The 17,141-nt window shown below is 28.5% G+C and carries 17 protein-coding genes; 14 read left to right on the top strand and 3 right to left on the bottom strand.

The window, feature by feature from the left end; translation table 11 throughout:
- Positions 1–2 precede the first annotated feature (2 nt).
- The 5 genes from ACTNBA_RS06140 (at position 3) to ACTNBA_RS06120 (ending at position 4,446) form a co-directional block, all read left to right on the top strand.
- A complete protein-coding gene (locus ACTNBA_RS06140) occupies positions 3–1,967 on the top strand; it encodes a hypothetical protein (protein WP_441073049.1) in 1,965 nt (654 codons plus the stop codon).
- Between the two features lie 199 nt (positions 1,968–2,166).
- The gene (locus ACTNBA_RS06135) at positions 2,167–2,700 is read left to right on the top strand and encodes a putative ABC transporter permease (RefSeq protein WP_441073048.1); all 534 of its coding nucleotides are present in this window, start codon (positions 2,167–2,169) and stop codon (positions 2,698–2,700) included.
- 249 nt (positions 2,701–2,949) lie between these two features.
- Positions 2,950–3,213: a DUF2087 domain-containing protein gene (locus ACTNBA_RS06130; RefSeq protein ID WP_242844065.1), complete on the top strand. Its 264-nt coding sequence runs from the start codon at positions 2,950–2,952 to the stop codon at positions 3,211–3,213.
- Positions 3,214–3,325: 112 nt separating this feature from the next.
- On the top strand, positions 3,326–4,057 hold the full coding sequence (locus tag ACTNBA_RS06125) for a DUF2087 domain-containing protein (RefSeq protein WP_441073222.1): 732 nt from the start codon (positions 3,326–3,328) through the stop codon (positions 4,055–4,057).
- A 176-nt stretch (positions 4,058–4,233) separates the two neighbouring features.
- Positions 4,234–4,446, top strand: a complete 213-nt coding sequence (locus ACTNBA_RS06120) for a hypothetical protein (RefSeq protein WP_150843745.1) — start codon at positions 4,234–4,236, stop codon at positions 4,444–4,446.
- A 66-nt stretch (positions 4,447–4,512) separates the two neighbouring features.
- Here the strand turns inward: ACTNBA_RS06120 and ACTNBA_RS06115 are convergent, their stop codons facing one another.
- Together ACTNBA_RS06115 and ACTNBA_RS06110 are read right to left on the bottom strand one after the other, a co-directional pair.
- Positions 4,513–5,253 (bottom strand): TIGR03915 family putative DNA repair protein, encoded by a 741-nt coding sequence (locus ACTNBA_RS06115; protein WP_441073047.1) that lies wholly within the window; start codon positions 5,251–5,253, stop codon positions 4,513–4,515.
- 30 nt (positions 5,254–5,283) lie between these two features.
- Entirely contained in the window at positions 5,284–6,681 is a 1,398-nt protein-coding gene (locus tag ACTNBA_RS06110; RefSeq protein WP_150843747.1) for a putative DNA modification/repair radical SAM protein, read from the bottom strand.
- A 161-nt stretch (positions 6,682–6,842) separates the two neighbouring features.
- Here ACTNBA_RS06110 and ACTNBA_RS06105 point away from each other — a divergent pair, with 161 nt between their 5' ends.
- Together ACTNBA_RS06105 and ACTNBA_RS06100 are read left to right on the top strand one after the other, a co-directional pair.
- Positions 6,843–7,226, top strand: a complete 384-nt coding sequence (locus ACTNBA_RS06105) for a hypothetical protein (protein WP_150843748.1) — start codon at positions 6,843–6,845, stop codon at positions 7,224–7,226.
- A gap of 88 nt (positions 7,227–7,314) precedes the next feature.
- Entirely contained in the window at positions 7,315–8,031 is a 717-nt protein-coding gene (locus ACTNBA_RS06100; RefSeq protein WP_150843749.1) for an EcsC family protein, read from the top strand.
- 113 nt (positions 8,032–8,144) lie between these two features.
- Here ACTNBA_RS06100 and ACTNBA_RS06095 read toward each other — a convergent pair whose 3' ends face one another.
- A complete protein-coding gene (locus ACTNBA_RS06095) occupies positions 8,145–8,546 on the bottom strand; it encodes a hypothetical protein (protein WP_441073046.1) in 402 nt (133 codons plus the stop codon).
- Positions 8,547–8,797: 251 nt separating this feature from the next.
- Between ACTNBA_RS06095 and ACTNBA_RS06090 the strand changes: the two genes are divergently transcribed.
- The 7 genes from ACTNBA_RS06090 to ACTNBA_RS06060 all read left to right on the top strand — a co-directional run bounded on the left by ACTNBA_RS06090 (position 8,798) and on the right by ACTNBA_RS06060 (position 17,130).
- On the top strand, positions 8,798–9,979 hold the full coding sequence (locus ACTNBA_RS06090; protein WP_441073045.1) for a zinc metalloprotease: 1,182 nt from the start codon (positions 8,798–8,800) through the stop codon (positions 9,977–9,979).
- A gap of 210 nt (positions 9,980–10,189) precedes the next feature.
- The gene (locus ACTNBA_RS06085; RefSeq protein WP_441073044.1) at positions 10,190–10,855 is read left to right on the top strand and encodes a CpXC domain-containing protein; all 666 of its coding nucleotides are present in this window, start codon (positions 10,190–10,192) and stop codon (positions 10,853–10,855) included.
- A gap of 381 nt (positions 10,856–11,236) precedes the next feature.
- A complete protein-coding gene (locus ACTNBA_RS06080) occupies positions 11,237–12,064 on the top strand; it encodes a CAP domain-containing protein (protein ID WP_441073043.1) in 828 nt (275 codons plus the stop codon).
- A 475-nt stretch (positions 12,065–12,539) separates the two neighbouring features.
- Entirely contained in the window at positions 12,540–14,204 is a 1,665-nt protein-coding gene (locus tag ACTNBA_RS06075) for a ribonuclease J (RefSeq protein WP_441073042.1), read from the top strand.
- Positions 14,205–14,343: 139 nt separating this feature from the next.
- Positions 14,344–15,000, top strand: coding sequence for an SIMPL domain-containing protein (locus tag ACTNBA_RS06070; RefSeq protein ID WP_441073041.1), 657 nt, complete (start codon positions 14,344–14,346; stop codon positions 14,998–15,000).
- A gap of 122 nt (positions 15,001–15,122) precedes the next feature.
- Positions 15,123–15,605: a DUF6241 domain-containing protein gene (locus ACTNBA_RS06065; protein WP_150843755.1), complete on the top strand. Its 483-nt coding sequence runs from the start codon at positions 15,123–15,125 to the stop codon at positions 15,603–15,605.
- 238 nt (positions 15,606–15,843) lie between these two features.
- The gene (locus tag ACTNBA_RS06060; RefSeq protein ID WP_346868376.1) at positions 15,844–17,130 is read left to right on the top strand and encodes a transferase family protein; all 1,287 of its coding nucleotides are present in this window, start codon (positions 15,844–15,846) and stop codon (positions 17,128–17,130) included.
- Positions 17,131–17,141: the final 11 nt, after the last annotated feature.

Raw genomic sequence — 17,141 nt, 5'->3', positions numbered from 1 at the left:
AAATGAAAAGAAAAGCATTATCTAAGAGAGTTATAGTGTTAGCTACAGTAGCAGCTATGATGACTTCTACAGTGGCAATGGCACAAGAAATAAATAAGGATGAAACAGTATATGTAATTTTAGATAGTAATGGAAAACCAGAACAAAAGATAGTATCCACTTGGATAAATGGTGAAGAAAATCTAGGAGAATTTAAGGACAAGTGTAATTTAGATAATATAAAAAATGTTAAGGGTGAAGAAACTCCAACTATAAGTGGAGAGGAACTAACTTGGAAGGTAGATGGAAAAGATCTTTATTATGAAGGAGAAAGTAAGAGAGAATTACCTTTATCAGTTAGTCTAAACTATGAGATTAATGGGAAAAAAGTAGAGCCTAAGGAAGCTTTAGGACAATCAGGTAATTTTAAAATAACTTTAACAGTAAAAAATAATGAATCACGAACAGTTAAAATCAATGGAGAAAATAGAACTTTGTATGTTCCTTTTGTCACAGTTTCAGAAATTATGTTATCTAATGATAAATTTAAGGACGTAAAGGTGGATAATGGTAAACTTATTCAAGATGGAAATAATTCATCAATTACCTTTGTTTCTGCACCAGGATTAAAAGAGTCTTTAAATTTAGGAAGTATATTAGATATTAAAGATACTTTAGTAATAGAAGGAACAACTACAAACTTTAGTGTACCAGCTATTATGATGGTTGCAACTACAGAAGCACTAGATTTAGAAAATATTAGTGATGATGATAGTTTAGATAGTTTAAAAGATTCCCTTGTTCAACTTCAAAATGGTGGGGATGAATTGTTAGAAGGTTCTAAAAAGCTAGTAGATGGTCAAGGGCAGTTAAGTTCCAACTATGCTAAATTTAATGATGGAGTAGGAACTTTAAAAAATGGAGTTGCTGATTTAAGTAATGGAATAGACAGCTTATCTAATAATACTCCTACTTTAAAAGCTGGAGCTGATAAGCTACAAAATGGACTTTCACAATTAAAGGATGCTCAAGGACAATTTTCTAAAGGAATAGAAACTTATGAAGACAACGCTTCTAAATTATTTACAGCCTATAATTCCATAGATAAAGGGATAAATTCATGTTTAACTGGTTCAACAAAGCTAAAAGAAGGATTAGCTGCAGGTAATGAAGGTTTAACTAATCTAAATAATTCTACAGCAAATTTAGATACAATAGCAGCTCAATTAGATGCAATGAGTGCTTCAGTTGCAAAGGTTAATCCTGAATTAGCAAATAATATTGCAAAGGCAAGTGGTGGAATTAAAGCTGTATCTCAGGGACAAAAGGATGGCATAGGAAAACTACAACAAGGAATGAAAGGTGCTTCTATTGGTGCAGGTGACCTTGAAGAAGGATTAAATGGATTATCTAAGGGGTCAAATGAGTTTAAAAATAAAGGGCAACTTTTATTACAAGGTACTAACACTTTAAAGGAAAGTTCAGCAAAACTTAATGAAGCTTCAACAGAGTTGTATAATGGAAGTACAGCATTATCTCAAGGAATTGGTTCTTTAGTAAATGGTACTAATAAGTTAAGAGCTGGAAGTTCATCATTATTAAATGGAAGTAATGAACTATATGATAATTCAGGGAAATTATTAAAAGGTATAAATCAATTAAAAGAAGGCAACACAGAACTTTATAAGGGTGTTGTTAAATTAAAAGAAGAAGGCTTAGATAAGTTAAATGAAAAAGGTAATACTGCTATAAAGGATATACAAGGGGTAGTTGAAGCTAAGGATGAACTTGTAAAACTTTCTAAGGAATATGGTGCTTTTTCAGGTATGAATAATTCTATGAATGGAAAAGTTAAATTTGTTATGAGAACAGAGGAAGTTAAAGAAGAGGCAGATAATAAGGGAGATAAAGACAAGGGAGTAGTAAAAGAAGAAGTTAAAGAGGAAAAAGGTTTCTTTAAAAGTCTATTAGATATATTTAAAAAATAGATTTATGTATAATAATATTAAAAACAAGGGAGGTTCTTAAGAACCTCCCTTATATTTATATTTAAAATATATTATCAGTGTTAACTAATAATATGTATTTTAAATGAAAGATTCTTAAGAAAAATTCTAATAATAATGTAGAAAAACTTAGAATAAATTCATAAATGTAGGTAAAAATACTACCGAAGGAGGAGTATTTATGGATATTGTAAGTTTTTTATTATATTTTACATTTAATTTCTTTTTCTATGGATTTGTAGGGTGGATAATTGAGAATTTGTTTTGCTATTGTATTAGAGGTCACTTTCAAAAGGATGGCTTTCTAAGTGGACCATTTAAACCTATGTATGCCATAGCTATGAGCATTTTAGTAGTAATAGAATCTACTTTTACAATTAATGTTTATTATTTAATACCATTATGTTTTATAATTCCAACTACTGTGGAATATGTAACGGGAATAATAATGAGAAATCATTTTAACAAAAATTACTGGGACTATACTGATCTTAAGTATAATTTTAAGGGAATTATATGTTTAGAGTTTTCTATAGCTTGGACTTTTTTAAGCTTTATTGGAGTAAAGTATTTAAAGGGAGTGATAAATCAAGCATATGAAATAATTTATCCAATATGGCCAATTTGTTCTACGATTTTACTAATAATTTTACTTATTGATGAGATTATTACTTTTAGAGAGTTTAGAGAAAAGGGAAAAATTATTCAAAATTAAATTAAGACATAGTAGTAGAATAAGGTCTATATTTATAAAGTATTATATAAACAGGTTGTTATTATAACTGCCTGTTTATTTTTCAATAAATCCTAATAATAGTTTGTTTAATTTATAAGACAAAAGTATAATTACAAACAAAATTATAATATATCTATAAATACATAGACAAAACCTTAAATATATCATATTATTATATTATAGAATAATATGATATATTTGATTAAGGGAGGTATTATAGTGGAAAAGATGGATAGATTTATTGATGATGAAGGTAGAATAAAAATATGGCCAAAGAAGAAAGAAGTAAAAATTGAGATTCTGAAATATTTAGCTACTAAGTTTAAGTATGACTGTTTATATAATGAGAAGGAAGTTAATGATATTATTAAAAAATGGCATACTTTTGAAGATTATTTTTTGCTGCGTAGGAGTTTAATAGATTATAAATTTTTATGTAGAAAAAAGGATGGATCAGAATATTGGAGAAATAGTGAGGAAACCCATGAATAATAAAATAGATATAAAAAAAAGTAATATAAAGAGTGTGGATACAGAAAATAAAGATATTAAAAACAGTGGAGTTTTAGAAGTAAAATCTAATGAAATATTCTGGAATTCAACCATGGAAGAGCTTAAAAAGGGATATATTCAAGAAGGGGATACTATTAAATGTTTAATTTGTGGTAAAACATTCCAAAATGGAAAAGTCTATAGAATAGATGAAGAATTTTATGAATCATGGAAAGCAGCAGAGCTTCACATTCAGAATGCCCATAATTCCATGTTGGAATATCTACTAAATATGAATGCTATTTTTACTGGGGTTACAGATGTACAGAGGGAAGTATTAAAGCTTTTTGCAGAAGGTATATCAGATAAAGAAATAGCCAGTAGATTAGGAGTTGCCACTTCTACTATAAGAAATCATCGATACAAGTTAAGAGAAAAAGAAAAGCAGGCAAAGCTATATTTAGCAATGATGGAATTATTAAATGAAAGTACTAATAAGAAGATAAACAAATTAGAAGAGGGCACTATTTGTGATGCTCATAAGACTGCTACTACTTTAGATGATAGATTTAATATAACTACTGAAGAAAAGCTTCAAGTTATACAAAATTATATTAATGAAGATGGTAGTTTGAAAAGATATCCATCTAAGGAAAAGAAAAAGATTATAGTTTTAGAGCAAATAACAAGAAATTTTACTATAGGAAAAACTTATCCAGAGAAAGAAATAAATAGAATATTGGCTAGGATATATGAAGACTATGCCACTGTAAGAAGAGCATTAATTGAATATGGATTTTTAAGCAGATCTAATGATTGTAAAAAATATTGGGTGAAAGAATAAAATACTATAAGTATTAATACTTTAAATTAAATTGAAGGAAAAATAGTATTTATATAGAATATACATTATTATTAGATTACAGTATAAACTTAAATAGAAGTAGATTTTAATTAGTAATTTATAGAAAGGAAATGGTATAGAAAATTTATATAAATTTATCTATACTGGGTGACAATATGAAAATAGAATTAGATGATAAAAATATACTTTATGTATTAGACAGTATTCATGGTAAATATATAAGCACAAAGTTATATTTTAAGGAGCATACCAATGAAATAGATAAAATAGGTATGACTACTCCTGAAGAATTAAAAGACTTATATAATAATTTACTTGAACAAGTACATGCTCAAGGAGAATACAAATTTTTAGAGAAAATAAAGTAATGGAAGGTAGAGTTTCTATTGCATGGAAATAAGGTCATATACAAAGGGGAAACTTTGTATATGACTTTATTTTACTTCAGGTAAGTGATTCCAATATCTGGTGGGCATGCTTCTGCGTGTTAATTTAAGATTTTCTCGTTCCTTTATATTTATAGCATTGTAGAATTCTCTCCAAAGGTTTTCAAAATTATCATTGAGAGAGGAAGCTTCTAGATATTCACCCTGAGCGTTAGAAAAAGATGAGATAATACCGTCTTTTTTATTATATATTAAAGCAAGCTCTCTCTTTATATCATGAATTATAAAATTTTGGTCAGAAAATCTTTCTATAAAATGAGTCTGAATAAGGGGAAGAATATTATGATCAGGCTCTATAACTGAATAAAAGGTAAAGGGAGCTATTTCTTTAAATCTAACAAATCCAGTAAATCTATGAGCTTCTAAAGAGACTCTTCTGCAATATTTATCTACAGTTAAGATAATATCATTATTTTTAGCTAAATTAATGCTATCTCCAAATTTGTAACATAGTTTAAGGTATTTAAATATTAAATCCTCAGAATAGGGGAGAGCACTTAAATACAAATAGTATACATTTTTAAGTGTTAAGTAACTAAGGTTATCTTTTATACTAGAATATACTCTATTAAATTTGTCTTCTTCAGTAGTTATTTCTTCTGTTGTTGTAATTAAGCTATGAACATATGAGGAAGACTTGGTAATTTTCACTTCCTCTTTATAACTATAGGCATAGAAAATTGTAGTTAAAAGTCCCTCAAAGGAACCATCGTATAAAAATTCTTTCATGTTGCAACACCACCTATAACTTTATTATATTTATAGTTCTCCAGTTATATAGGAACCTCTATCCTCTAGCAGTAAAGTTTTATCTAAGGAGTTTATATCATCTTGGGAGGATGAGGATAATATAAGTTTATTATATTCCTTATCTAAAATTGGTATAGAACTGTTATTATAGTTAAAGCCAAGAAAGCTTAATTGTTCATACCTTTCATTTTCAATATAGTTTAAGTCAATTTTAGGTTTTAGCACAGATCTTACTTTTTCTTCATCTAAATCCACAGAACCGTAATACTTACCCTTACATACTATAAAGTATTGAGCTCGTTTTAAAACAACTCCTAATTTTTTTAAATCCTGAAAGGTGAGAAAACCAATTCTTCGAGCACTAATTATCTTTTTAGCTCCTCGAATACCTATACCAGGTATTCGAATTAATAGTTCATAGGAAGCTGTATTAATTTCTAAAGGAAAGATATGAAGATTATTTAGAGCCCAATTAGTTTTAGGATCAAAATTTATATCAAAATTTGGATTTTGTTTATTAAGAAGTTCTTCAGCTTTAAAACCATATACCCGTAGTAACCAATCTCCTTGATAAAGTCTATGTTCTCTAAGGGTAGGTGGGGTTTTAAAATTGGGCAAATTTTTACCATTATTTACTGGAATGTAGGCTGAATAATAGACTCTTTTTAGTAAGAAGTTGCCATAGAGATTTTCTGTAAGATTCAAAATGTCTAAATCATCTTCTTTGGTTGCGCCTACAATTAATTGAGTGCTTTGCCCACCAGGTACAAATAAAGTAGCTTTTTTAGATAATTTTCTCTCTCCATTACTTATAATTATATTATTTTTTATGGATTTCATAGGAGTAAATATATCCTGCTTATTTTTTTCAGGGGCTAGAAGTTTTAGGGAATTATTAGAAGGAAGCTCAATATTAACGCTCATTCTATCTACATATTGGCCAGCTTCTTTTATTAGATCTTCATCAGCTCCTGGAATAGCTTTAAGATGAATATATCCACGAAAGTTAAAATTATTTCTTAGCTTTTTTACAACTGATGTTAACAGTTCCATAGTGTAATTAGGATTTTTAATTACTGCCGAGCTTAAAAATAATCCTTCAATATAGTTTCTTCTATAAAAGTTCATAGTTAAGTTTATCACTTCATCTACGGTAAAAGCAGCTCTTTCTACATCATTAGTCCGCCTATTAATACAATAGGCACAATCGTATATGCAGTAATTAGTTAATAAAATTTTTAAAAGAGATATACATCTTCCATCTGGAGTAAAGGAGTGACATATACCACTAGGAGCAGAAGAACCTAAAGCACCTTTGATTCCTCGACGATTAGAACCTGATGAGGAGCATGATACATCATATTTTGCTGCTCCACTTAATATCCTAAGCTTTTCACTAATCTCCATTTAAACTCACCTTCTACAATAAAATAAATAATCCATATAAAAATTATATCAGAACATTTGTTCGCGGTCAACAAAATAAAATTTATTTTTTGTAATATAGTGTGACTTATTTGAAGCATCATACATAACATAAAATATAGCAAGAATTATGGAGTTATTAAATGAACAATTGTAAAGATAACTATAATTGTAAGGATAAATGTGATTGCAATGATAATTGCAACTATGATTGTAAATATGATTGCAATTATGAGTGCGATTGTGATTGTGATTGTGATTCCACTGACGGTGGAGTAGGTGGAGTTGTTGATGCCAAGGAAGTTAGATGTCAAAGAAAGGAAGATAGACTACTAATATTAATATTAATACTTCTTTATTGTCAAAATGTATATACAAACTCTCAATACTATAGATGTATTAATAGTCAAATGCTAAATTACATGATGTGCTCAAATCGTCAGTTAATGTGTACAATTTTATGTATGTCTCAGAACTTAGTAGATAGCATAGTAGATTGTTGTGCTAATCAAAGAAATCGTAAATAAGAGCAGAGTAATCTGCTCTTTTACAATTGGTTAAAAATATATGAAGTGTGATAAAATATAGTATATATTAAAGAAATAAGGTGATGAGATGGATATGTACGAAGATATAATATATGGAGAGCTAATGGAGTGGAAAAGAGAAATGATGAGAAAACCTACTATTGGAAATAAGCTTTCTAAAAATATACAAGATAAAATGAACGGATTTATTCCAGAAAAATTTCATGTTATGGTTACAGAAGTTATAAAAAATATGGTTAAAGTAGTTATTTTAGGGTCTGAATATACTACATTGGAACCTATAACATATATGCCAATAATAGAAAGAGAAATGTTAGTAAAGGAAAAGATTCAATTATATAGAAAGATAGCAACAGTAAGTGGAGCTAGCACAGGATTTGGTGGTTTTTTTGTAGGGTTAGCTGATTTTCCTATTTTGTTAAGTATAAAAATTAAGCTGTTATATGAGATTGCTAGTATATACGGTTATGACACAAAAGATTATAGAGAGAGATTACACCTTCTTTACATATTTCAAATTGCTTTCTGTAGTGATAAAAGAAGAATAGAAGTATTTCACATATTAAATAATTGGAAATCATATTCAGATAAGTTGCCTTTGGATAAAGAAAACTTTGATTGGAGGATCTTTCAACAGGAGTATAGGGATTATATAGATTTAGCTAAGTTTTTTCAGCTTGTACCAGTTATAGGAGGAGCAGTAGGAGCTGTAGCTAATTATAAGTTAGTAGAAAAGCTAGGTGATACTGCTATGAATGGATATAGATTAAGGTATTTTCATTAGAGCAGTAAAGTTTATAATTCTAATTTCAATAAAATAGCTTAAGAGAATACCTATTAAATGTTATGTTGTTGTAGGATAGTTTAAATAAAATAAAAAAAGTCGGAATGTGAAATTTAATCTACATCCCAACTTATTTTAAAACTCCCGCTATGATCTCCTTCAACCTGTATTTTGTATTTTCCATCATGAGGTATGACTATAGTTTGAATTAAAGAACTATCTATGTTTTCGGTTTTATATAATGTGTGGTCATCCTCATCGATTAGTAATATAGCCAAGTTTCCACCTTCATTTTCAACCTTTATATTAAGAGTTAACTGGTCATCCGTGTCTAACTTAAGAATTTTGTATTTATAACCCTTAAAACTTTTATAGGTCATTTCTATAGAGCTCTTTGAAGAGTGTTCCTTAGATTTACTAGTTTTGTAGTTGCCATCAGTGGTTGAACATTTGTTGAGTAGCACTATAATAATTAATATACATAGGAGTAGTAGGAGTTTAGTTTTTTTAGCCATAAATAACCTCCACATACACATCTAATATATTTATATAAAAATAATAAATAATTATGCCTAAATTATCTATAAATTATATTTTTAAATTTTCAATAGAGCCATTTAATAAAAGTGCATAATATACTTTAAAAGAAACATATGTGCTATATGTTATCTATATAAATCATAGTATATATAGACAAGATAATATATAATTTAATATGAATACAAGTTTGTATTCATATTAAATGTTAATAAAACGGAGGTTTTTAATGATTAATGAAAAAAAAGAAATAACTAAAAAGGGAAATAAAAAGAAAAGCAACTTTTTATCTGGGCTTATATTTTTAGTGGTTTGTGGAGCTATTGGAGCTGGTATAGGGTTTTTATCTGCAAGTTATTTTAAAAGTTTTATGGATACCTATATCAAAAGTGATAATTTTCTTTTGGAATTACTTAAATACTATGGACTTATACTAATATTTTTCTTAGGGTATATAATTCATATTATTATTCATGAAGCAGGACATCTTTTATTTGGATTTATCACAGGATATTCTTTTGTATCCTTTAGGATAGGATCTTTAACTATAATTAAAGACAAAGATAAAATAAGCTATAAAAAGTTTGGTATACCAGGCACAGCAGGTCAGTGTCTTATGATGCCTCCAGAAATAAAGGATGGAAGATATCCATTCATAATGTATAACTATGGCGGAGGAATAATGAATCTAATAGTAGCAGGAGTAGGTATACTACTAGTTGTTTTAATAGAAGGAATTCCTGTTTTAATTTCAACAATACTAATATTGATTAGTGGAGCAGGTATATTTGCAGCTCTTACTAACATAATTCCTTTAAAGGTTGGAGGAATTTCTAATGATGGATATAATGTTATATCTATGTTGAAAGATGAAGATGCAAGAAGAGGGTTTTATTTACAACTTAGGGTTAATGGACTACAATCACAAGGAATGCGAATTAAAGATATGGAATTGGAAGAATTTAAGTTGAATAAAGGAAGTAACTTATTGAATCCACTTAATTCTTCACTTAAACTTATGGAGTACAATTGGTATTTGGATAATATGGATTTTACAAGGGCAAGAATGTGTATTGAAGATTTTACACCATGGATTAATAAGATAATCCCATTGTATAGAAATGAAATAAATTGCGAAAAAATGTTTTTAGAACTCATAGGTGATTGCAATAAGGAGTTTATTGATAGCATATATGATAAAAATCTTAAAAAATATATAAAAGCTTCTAAATTTATGATAGGAAAAAAGAGATTAATGATGGCTTATGAAACTTTCTATAATAATAATAATGAAAAAGCATTAGGTTATTATGAAGAGGCCATAAAGTTATCTGAGAAGTATCCAGTTAAAGGGGATGCAGAAATGGAGTTAATGTTAGTAAATTGGATTAAGGAGATGAGGAATATTTAATCCATGACTACCAGTTCAAGTGGAGTTGAAAGCTATGTCTATATAAGATGTAGCTTTTTCTGTTGTATTTATAGAAAAAGAATAAAATTGGAGATAAAAGTTTTAATATTTAGAAAATAATGCAGTTACATTTACAACGTAATGTGATAAAATATACAATATAGATATAAAACTTTTTCTAAGGCTATTAATAAAAAGAGGGGGATACTTATGGCTTTAAAGAGGAATGTGGAAGTAACCTGTCCAAATTGTTTGATAAAAAGCAACATTAAGTTATGGAATAGCATTAATGTAACTATAGATGAAAGAATAAAAGAGAAAGTATTAGATAATGACTTTTTTAAATTTACATGTCCTATATGTGGACATGTATCAACCTTTGAATATGATTGTTTGTATCATGATATGAATAAAAGAGAGATGATATATTTAATAACAAATTATAGTAGAGATAACGATGAATTAGCTAAAGAGCTAGAAGCATTATCAGATGAAATCTTGCCTCAATTTGGTAATGATTATAAACTTAGAATTGTAACTAGTAACTATGATTTAATAGAAAAAATTAAAATTTTAGACTGTAATTTAGATGATAGAGTTATGGAAATATATAAATTATATTATATTACTAATTTAGTAGACACTAATTTGGATTTTTGTACTAAAAAGATATATTTTGATTATGATATTATTAAAGATAGTATGTTTTTTATACTTATAGATGAAAAAGGGGAAACACCATTGTACAATATAGATATGAAAATATATAATTTTATAAGAGATAAATACTTAAATAATATAGAGAAAAAGGTATACAAGGGTTTTCAAGTTATTGATGAACAGTGGGCAATTGGGATTAATGAATATAATAATTAATGATTTAGTATAATTAAGGCGGTATAAATACCGCCTTTTTATTATTAATTCTTCAAAGATATTTAAAAAATGTGGAAAATTATAATGAAAAACATTCAGATATTCATAAATCTTATAAAATTATTTTTAGTAATTTTATCTATGGATATTTTTACAAAAATCCTGAAATCCAGTAATATTCTTATTTTTAGTTTGATTAATAAATCCATTATCGAGAATATTTACCTTTGGAGGATAATGTATCATTCATTAGAAATTATCAACCATTATAAATTTAAAATTTATATGTTATAAATATAGGACAAGGTGGTTAGACGTAAAAGTACATTAACTACTAGAAAAGTGGACAAGTTATTAAGTCCAAATATAGGAGGAATGGAAATGAAATCGAGAACATTATCAATATTAACATTATTATTAGTAGGAAGTACATTCGTAGGTGGAGTACAAGCTGAAGCTGCTGTAAAGACTAGAAGTCAAGTGAAAACTGTGAGTTATAGAACTATAAGTAACAATCAATATGGCAATGTAGATTATACTAAATTTATGAGTGGAAACTTTACAACTGACTTTGAAGCTATGAAAAAGATTATAATAAATCAAAATAATTGTACTACAGTACCAAGTACACCGTCAAAAGACCAAGTAAAGGAACCAGTAGTGGAACAACCAACAACAGAACCAACTACCAAGCCAACGACACAACCATCAACAGGACAGGATACGTCAACTAAAACTCCTGTTACTGAAGCACCAGTTGTGCCTGAAACACCAGTAGTACCAGAGGCACCAGTTGTTAATGAGAAGTTTATGGCTCAAGTTGAACAAGCTATATTTAATAAAGTAAACGAAGAGAGAGCTAAAGCTGGAGTAGCGCCTTTAACTTATAACAAAACTATGGAAAAATATGCTAGAATTAAATCTCAAGATATGGGAGATAAAAATTATTTTAGTCACCAAGACTTAAGTGGAAATCTTATAACAACTAAAATGAAGGCTGATGGAGTTTCATATAGAGCTTGGGGAGAAAATATAGCATATATAGGGGGAGTATCTGACCCAACTGCATTAGCTAATCAATTTATGACTAACTGGATGAATTCAGAAGGTCATAGAAAGAATATACTATCAACTAATTTTGAAAGTATAGGTGTAGGTGTATATAAAGCTGGTAATAGAGTTTATGCAACTCAAGAGTTCTATAAATAATAATAGATAAATTTTAAAGATTAAATATACATTTTCCCATAAAATTAATAAATATCCCTTATTGCAGATAATAAAGCTGCAATGAGGGATATTTTTATTAACTTTAATTTTACTAGTTTTTATTTCTGGTAATGATAATTTCAGTATATTTCTCTATGAAGATTAATATATTTTACTATATAAATTATTAATTTAGGAGGAAGATATGTCTAGAGGTAGGGGTAAGGAAGATAAAAAGGCAGCTAAGAATACTGGCAAAGATAAGAAGGGTGACAAGAAAGTTAAGAATAAGAATGAGTTAAAGAAGAAAAAATAAACATAGTATTTCAAATCTATAAAAAAGTATAAGGGCTATCTCAAAGTTGGGATAGTCTCTTTGTTTACTATAAAAAATATTTAAATTAGTGAAAGTATTTAAATTCATACTATAACACATAATAAATGTATATTAATTAATGTTAAAGGAAGGGATTTTATGGAAGAGAAAAAATGTGTTAAAGTAATACCTCTGGGTGGATTAGGTGAAATAGGTAAAAATATTACTGCTATTGAATATGACAAAGACATTGTAGTTATAGATTGTGGTATAGCTTTTCCAGATGAAGAAATGTATGGGGTTGACTTAATTATACCGGATATAACTTATTTAATTGATAATAAAGAAAGGGTAAAGGCTTTTGTTCTTACTCATGGACATGAAGATCATATTGGTTCATTACCTTATATTTTAAAGCAACTAAATGTACCGGTGTACGGAACTAGATTAACCTTAGGTATATTAGGTAATAAACTAAAGGAACATTTTTTAGAAAATGAATATACCCTTAAAACTGTGGAAGCTGGAGAAACTATAGAATTTGAAGATATTAAAGTTGAATTCATAAGAAATACCCATAGCATAGCTGATTCTTGTTCTTTAGCTATACACACTCCTATTGGGAACATAGTCCATACTGGAGATTTTAAAATTGATTATACACCTATAGATGGTTTAGTTATGGATTTAGAAAGAATATCTGAATTGGGAAAAGAAGGGGTATTACTTTTAATGGCAGATAGTACTAATGTAGAAAGACAAGGTCATAGTTTATCAGAAAAGTCTATAGGACAGACCTTAAATAGAATTTTTTCTACAGCTACTGGAAGAGTGATAGTTGCAACCTTTGCCTCCAATATACATAGAATGCAACAAATAGCTGATGCTTCAGTTAAGTACAAAAGAAAAATTGCCTTTAGTGGTAGAAGTATGGAAAATATATCTACTGTAGCTATGGAGTTAGGTTATTTACATATTCCAGAAGGAACTATGATAAATGTAGATGACATAAGAAATTACAGAAATGAAGAAGTAACTATAATAACTACAGGTAGCCAAGGAGAGCCTATGGCAGGCCTTGCGAGAATAGCATTTTCAAATCATAGAAAGATTCAATTAGAGCCTGATGATCTTTTTATTATCTCAGCATCTCCTATACCTGGGAATGATAAGCTTATATCTAAAGTTATCAATGAACTTTATAAAAAAGGCGCAGATGTTATCTATGAAGCTTTAGAAGATATCCATGTATCTGGGCATGCTTGTCAAGAAGAGTTAAAATTAATACATTCATTAGTTCATCCAAGGTATTTTATGCCTGTTCATGGAGAATATAGGCATTTAAAACATCACAAAGATCTGGCTAAAAGTTTAGGTATGGAAGATAAGAATATATTTATAATGAATACTGGAGATATACTTCAGCTTTCTGAGGATGAAGCAAGAATATCTGGTAGGGTTCATACTGGAAGGGTACTTGTAGATGGTATAGGAGTAGGTGATGTAGGCAACATAGTACTAAGAGACAGAAGGTATTTAGGTCAAGATGGTATGGTTGTTGTAGTTGTAACTATAGAGAAGGAAAGTTATAGTATATTAGCAGGACCAGATATTATAACTAGAGGTTTTGTTTATGCCAAGGAAGCAGAAGATATGATCAATAAAATTAGAGATATAGCAAGAGAAGAAATTGAAAATTCTTTAGCAAATAATCAGATAGAATGGTATGTATTAAAGACTAATGTAAAAAGATCCATAGAGAGATTCTTATATGATGAAACTAAAAGACGACCAACTATATTCCCAATAATTATGGAAGTATAATATATTAATGTTTAAATAACATGCTACAGATAATAGTTCTCTGTGGCATGTTATTTATTTTATAATAGCTATTAGTAATATTTAAATCCTAATTTAATAAATTTATACTATACAAATTTATTAAATTAGGAGGGGTATTATGGAAGAAAGAGTTATAAGTGTGAAAGGAAAGGGTAAAGCATCAATACCACCAGATACAATAGAAATTAATATGATATTAACTACGTTAAAACCTACCTATGAAGAAGCTATGAATGCTGCTAGTACAGACTTGGATGAATTGAGATTATGCTTAAGGAGTGCAGGTTTTGATAAAAAAGATATAAAGACTACTAATTTTAGAGTGGACACTAAGTATGAAAATATTTCTGATGCAAATGGAAATTATAGGAGAGTTTTTGTAGGATATGAAGTTACTAATAACTTAAGAATTGAATTTGAGCAAAATGCCATGATGTTAACTAGAGTCCTTAATGCTCTTGCAGGTTGCAAAGCAACACCTGAGTTTTCTATAAGGTATAAGGTTAAAGATGATACAGAAGTTAAGGATTTACTTTTGGAAAGAGCTGTAGAGGATGCAAGATCAAAGGCTAAAGTAATGGCAGAGGCTGCAGGGGTAAGATTAGGAAAGGTACTAAGTATAGATTATAGTGGGAGTGATATTCAATTATATAGGGATATTTATAGCATAAATAAGAATCTAATTTCTACAGGAGGAGCTCCAAACATTGATTTACAGCCTGATGATATAGATGTAGAAGATACAGTGACTGTAGTTTGGAGGATGGAAAGTTAATTTATTATGGTATTATAAGAGTAGTTAAGCCTTAGAAATAAGGCTTTTTTTATAAAATCATTGAAAAGTATATGGAGTTATTGATACAATTATTTACATATAAGATAAAAGGGGGTAAGTGCATGAAGGGTTTTTTTAGAAAAAAGTCAGTTATCATTTTTATTATAGTAATTCTTGTAATAATAGCTGCTGTATTTGGGGTAAATTATCTAATGGATAGAAAGTCAGGAAAGTTAACAGCTAAAGAAAATCAACAGGAAATAAAATCAATTAATGAAGAGATATCAAAAGAAGATTCTAAGGAATTGAAGCCAGCAGATTATTATCCAGAAGCAGATGTTTATGATATAATGCATAGAATGGCTAATACTAAGATAATTGCAGAGAATAATAAAATTTGGGGAGAATTACCCATGGAAAAAGAAGAAATTCAAAATTTAAAAAGTATTGTAGAAAAGATAGATTATGAGGATAGAGAAAAACTGTTAGACATTTTAAATAGATGGGAAAAAGGAGATTTCTCTCAGGCAGATAAGGATCATAATTATGTATGGGAAAAGTTAGGTGGAACTATAGGACGAGCTGTAGGAATAAAAGCTGATTAAAAGGTATAGAATTTTTATTCTATACCTTTTAATATTTTTTCACTAATATGGCTAGAATACAAAGGCAGATTAGAATTTTGATTATATATTTAGATTAAATTTTATGTTAATTTTATATAAAAATGTTTTAAAAGTTACTAGCTAGATGCAAGCTAATGAAAGTATAGATTAAATTTGGTATAATAATTAGTAATTAGGAATTATTATATTAACAATAGTTAAGAAAGAGTGAAGATAAATGAATAAAAAAAGTCATCAAACAAAGTGGAGACGATTAGATAATACAGCAAAAATATTTCCTGTCATTGCTAATGAAAACTTAAGTAATGTATTTAGAGTGTCTGTCACTTTGAAGGGAGATGTAGTACCAGAAATTTTACAGCAAGCATTAGAAGAGGTACTTCCATGGTTTGATGGATTTAACGTAAGGCTTAGAAGAGGTTTTTTTTGGTATTACTTTGAAACTAATAAAAAAATGCCCATAGTAGAAAAAGAAGCTACTTACCCATGTAAGTATATAGACCCACGTAGTAATCAGCAATTTTTATTTCGTGTATCTTACTATGAAAAAAGAATTAACTTAGAGGTTTTTCATGCTATTACAGATGGAATGGGTGCTATTAACTTTTTAAAGGAACTTACTTATCACTATGTAGAACTACTTAAAATCAAGGATTCCTCTAAAAAAGTTACAAGGAGACCCAGTAGTGAATGTATACTTGATACTGAGGATAGTTATTTAAAAAATTATAAGAGGTTAGCTAAGAAACCCTATAGTACTAAAAAGGCTTATCAGTTAAAGGGAGAAGTACTATATCTAGATACAGTAAGTGTTATTCATGGTTATGTTGATCTAGCAGGACTTAAATCAAAATGTAAAGAAAAAGGAGTAAGTATAACTAGATACTTATTGGCGTTATTGATATGGTGTATTTATGAGGAATACTTAAATAAGCAAAAAAATGAAGACCCTATATCAATTAATTTACCTATTAATCTTAGATCTTTCTTTGATTCTACAACTACTATGAACTTCTTTGCTGTAACAGCCATAGAATTTTTATCTAATGGAAAAGAGCATAGTTTTGAGGATATTCTTTTTATGGTAAATAAACAGATGGATGAAAATATAACTAAAGAGAAGCTGGAAGAAACTATTTCTTATAATGTATCCAACGAGAAAAAACCTTTAGTTAGATTTGCTCCACTAGTCCTTAAGTATATTGCATTACAGTTGGTTTACGGAAGAATAAGTAGGGGAAATACTATGACTCTATCTAACTTAGGATATATAAAGGTTCTCCCAGAATTTGAGGAGTACATAGAGAACTTTCATTTTATTATAGGTGTATCTAAAAAACAAAAAATGAAGTGTGGAGTATGCTCTTATAAAGATAAAGTGGTAGTGACTTTTTCCTCAGTGTTAGGAGATACATATTTGCAAAGAGCTTTCTTTAGAGCTTTAACTAAAGAAGGAATTGGTGTAACAATAGAAAGTAATGGTGTATTAAATGAAAAGGTGTAGAAGATGTCAAG

The sequence above is a fragment of the Clostridium sulfidigenes genome (genome assembly GCF_052067195.1).
GTDB lineage: Bacteria > Bacillota > Clostridia > Clostridiales > Clostridiaceae > Clostridium_J > Clostridium_J sulfidigenes.
This window is presented reverse-complemented; position numbering and strand designations above follow the sequence as displayed.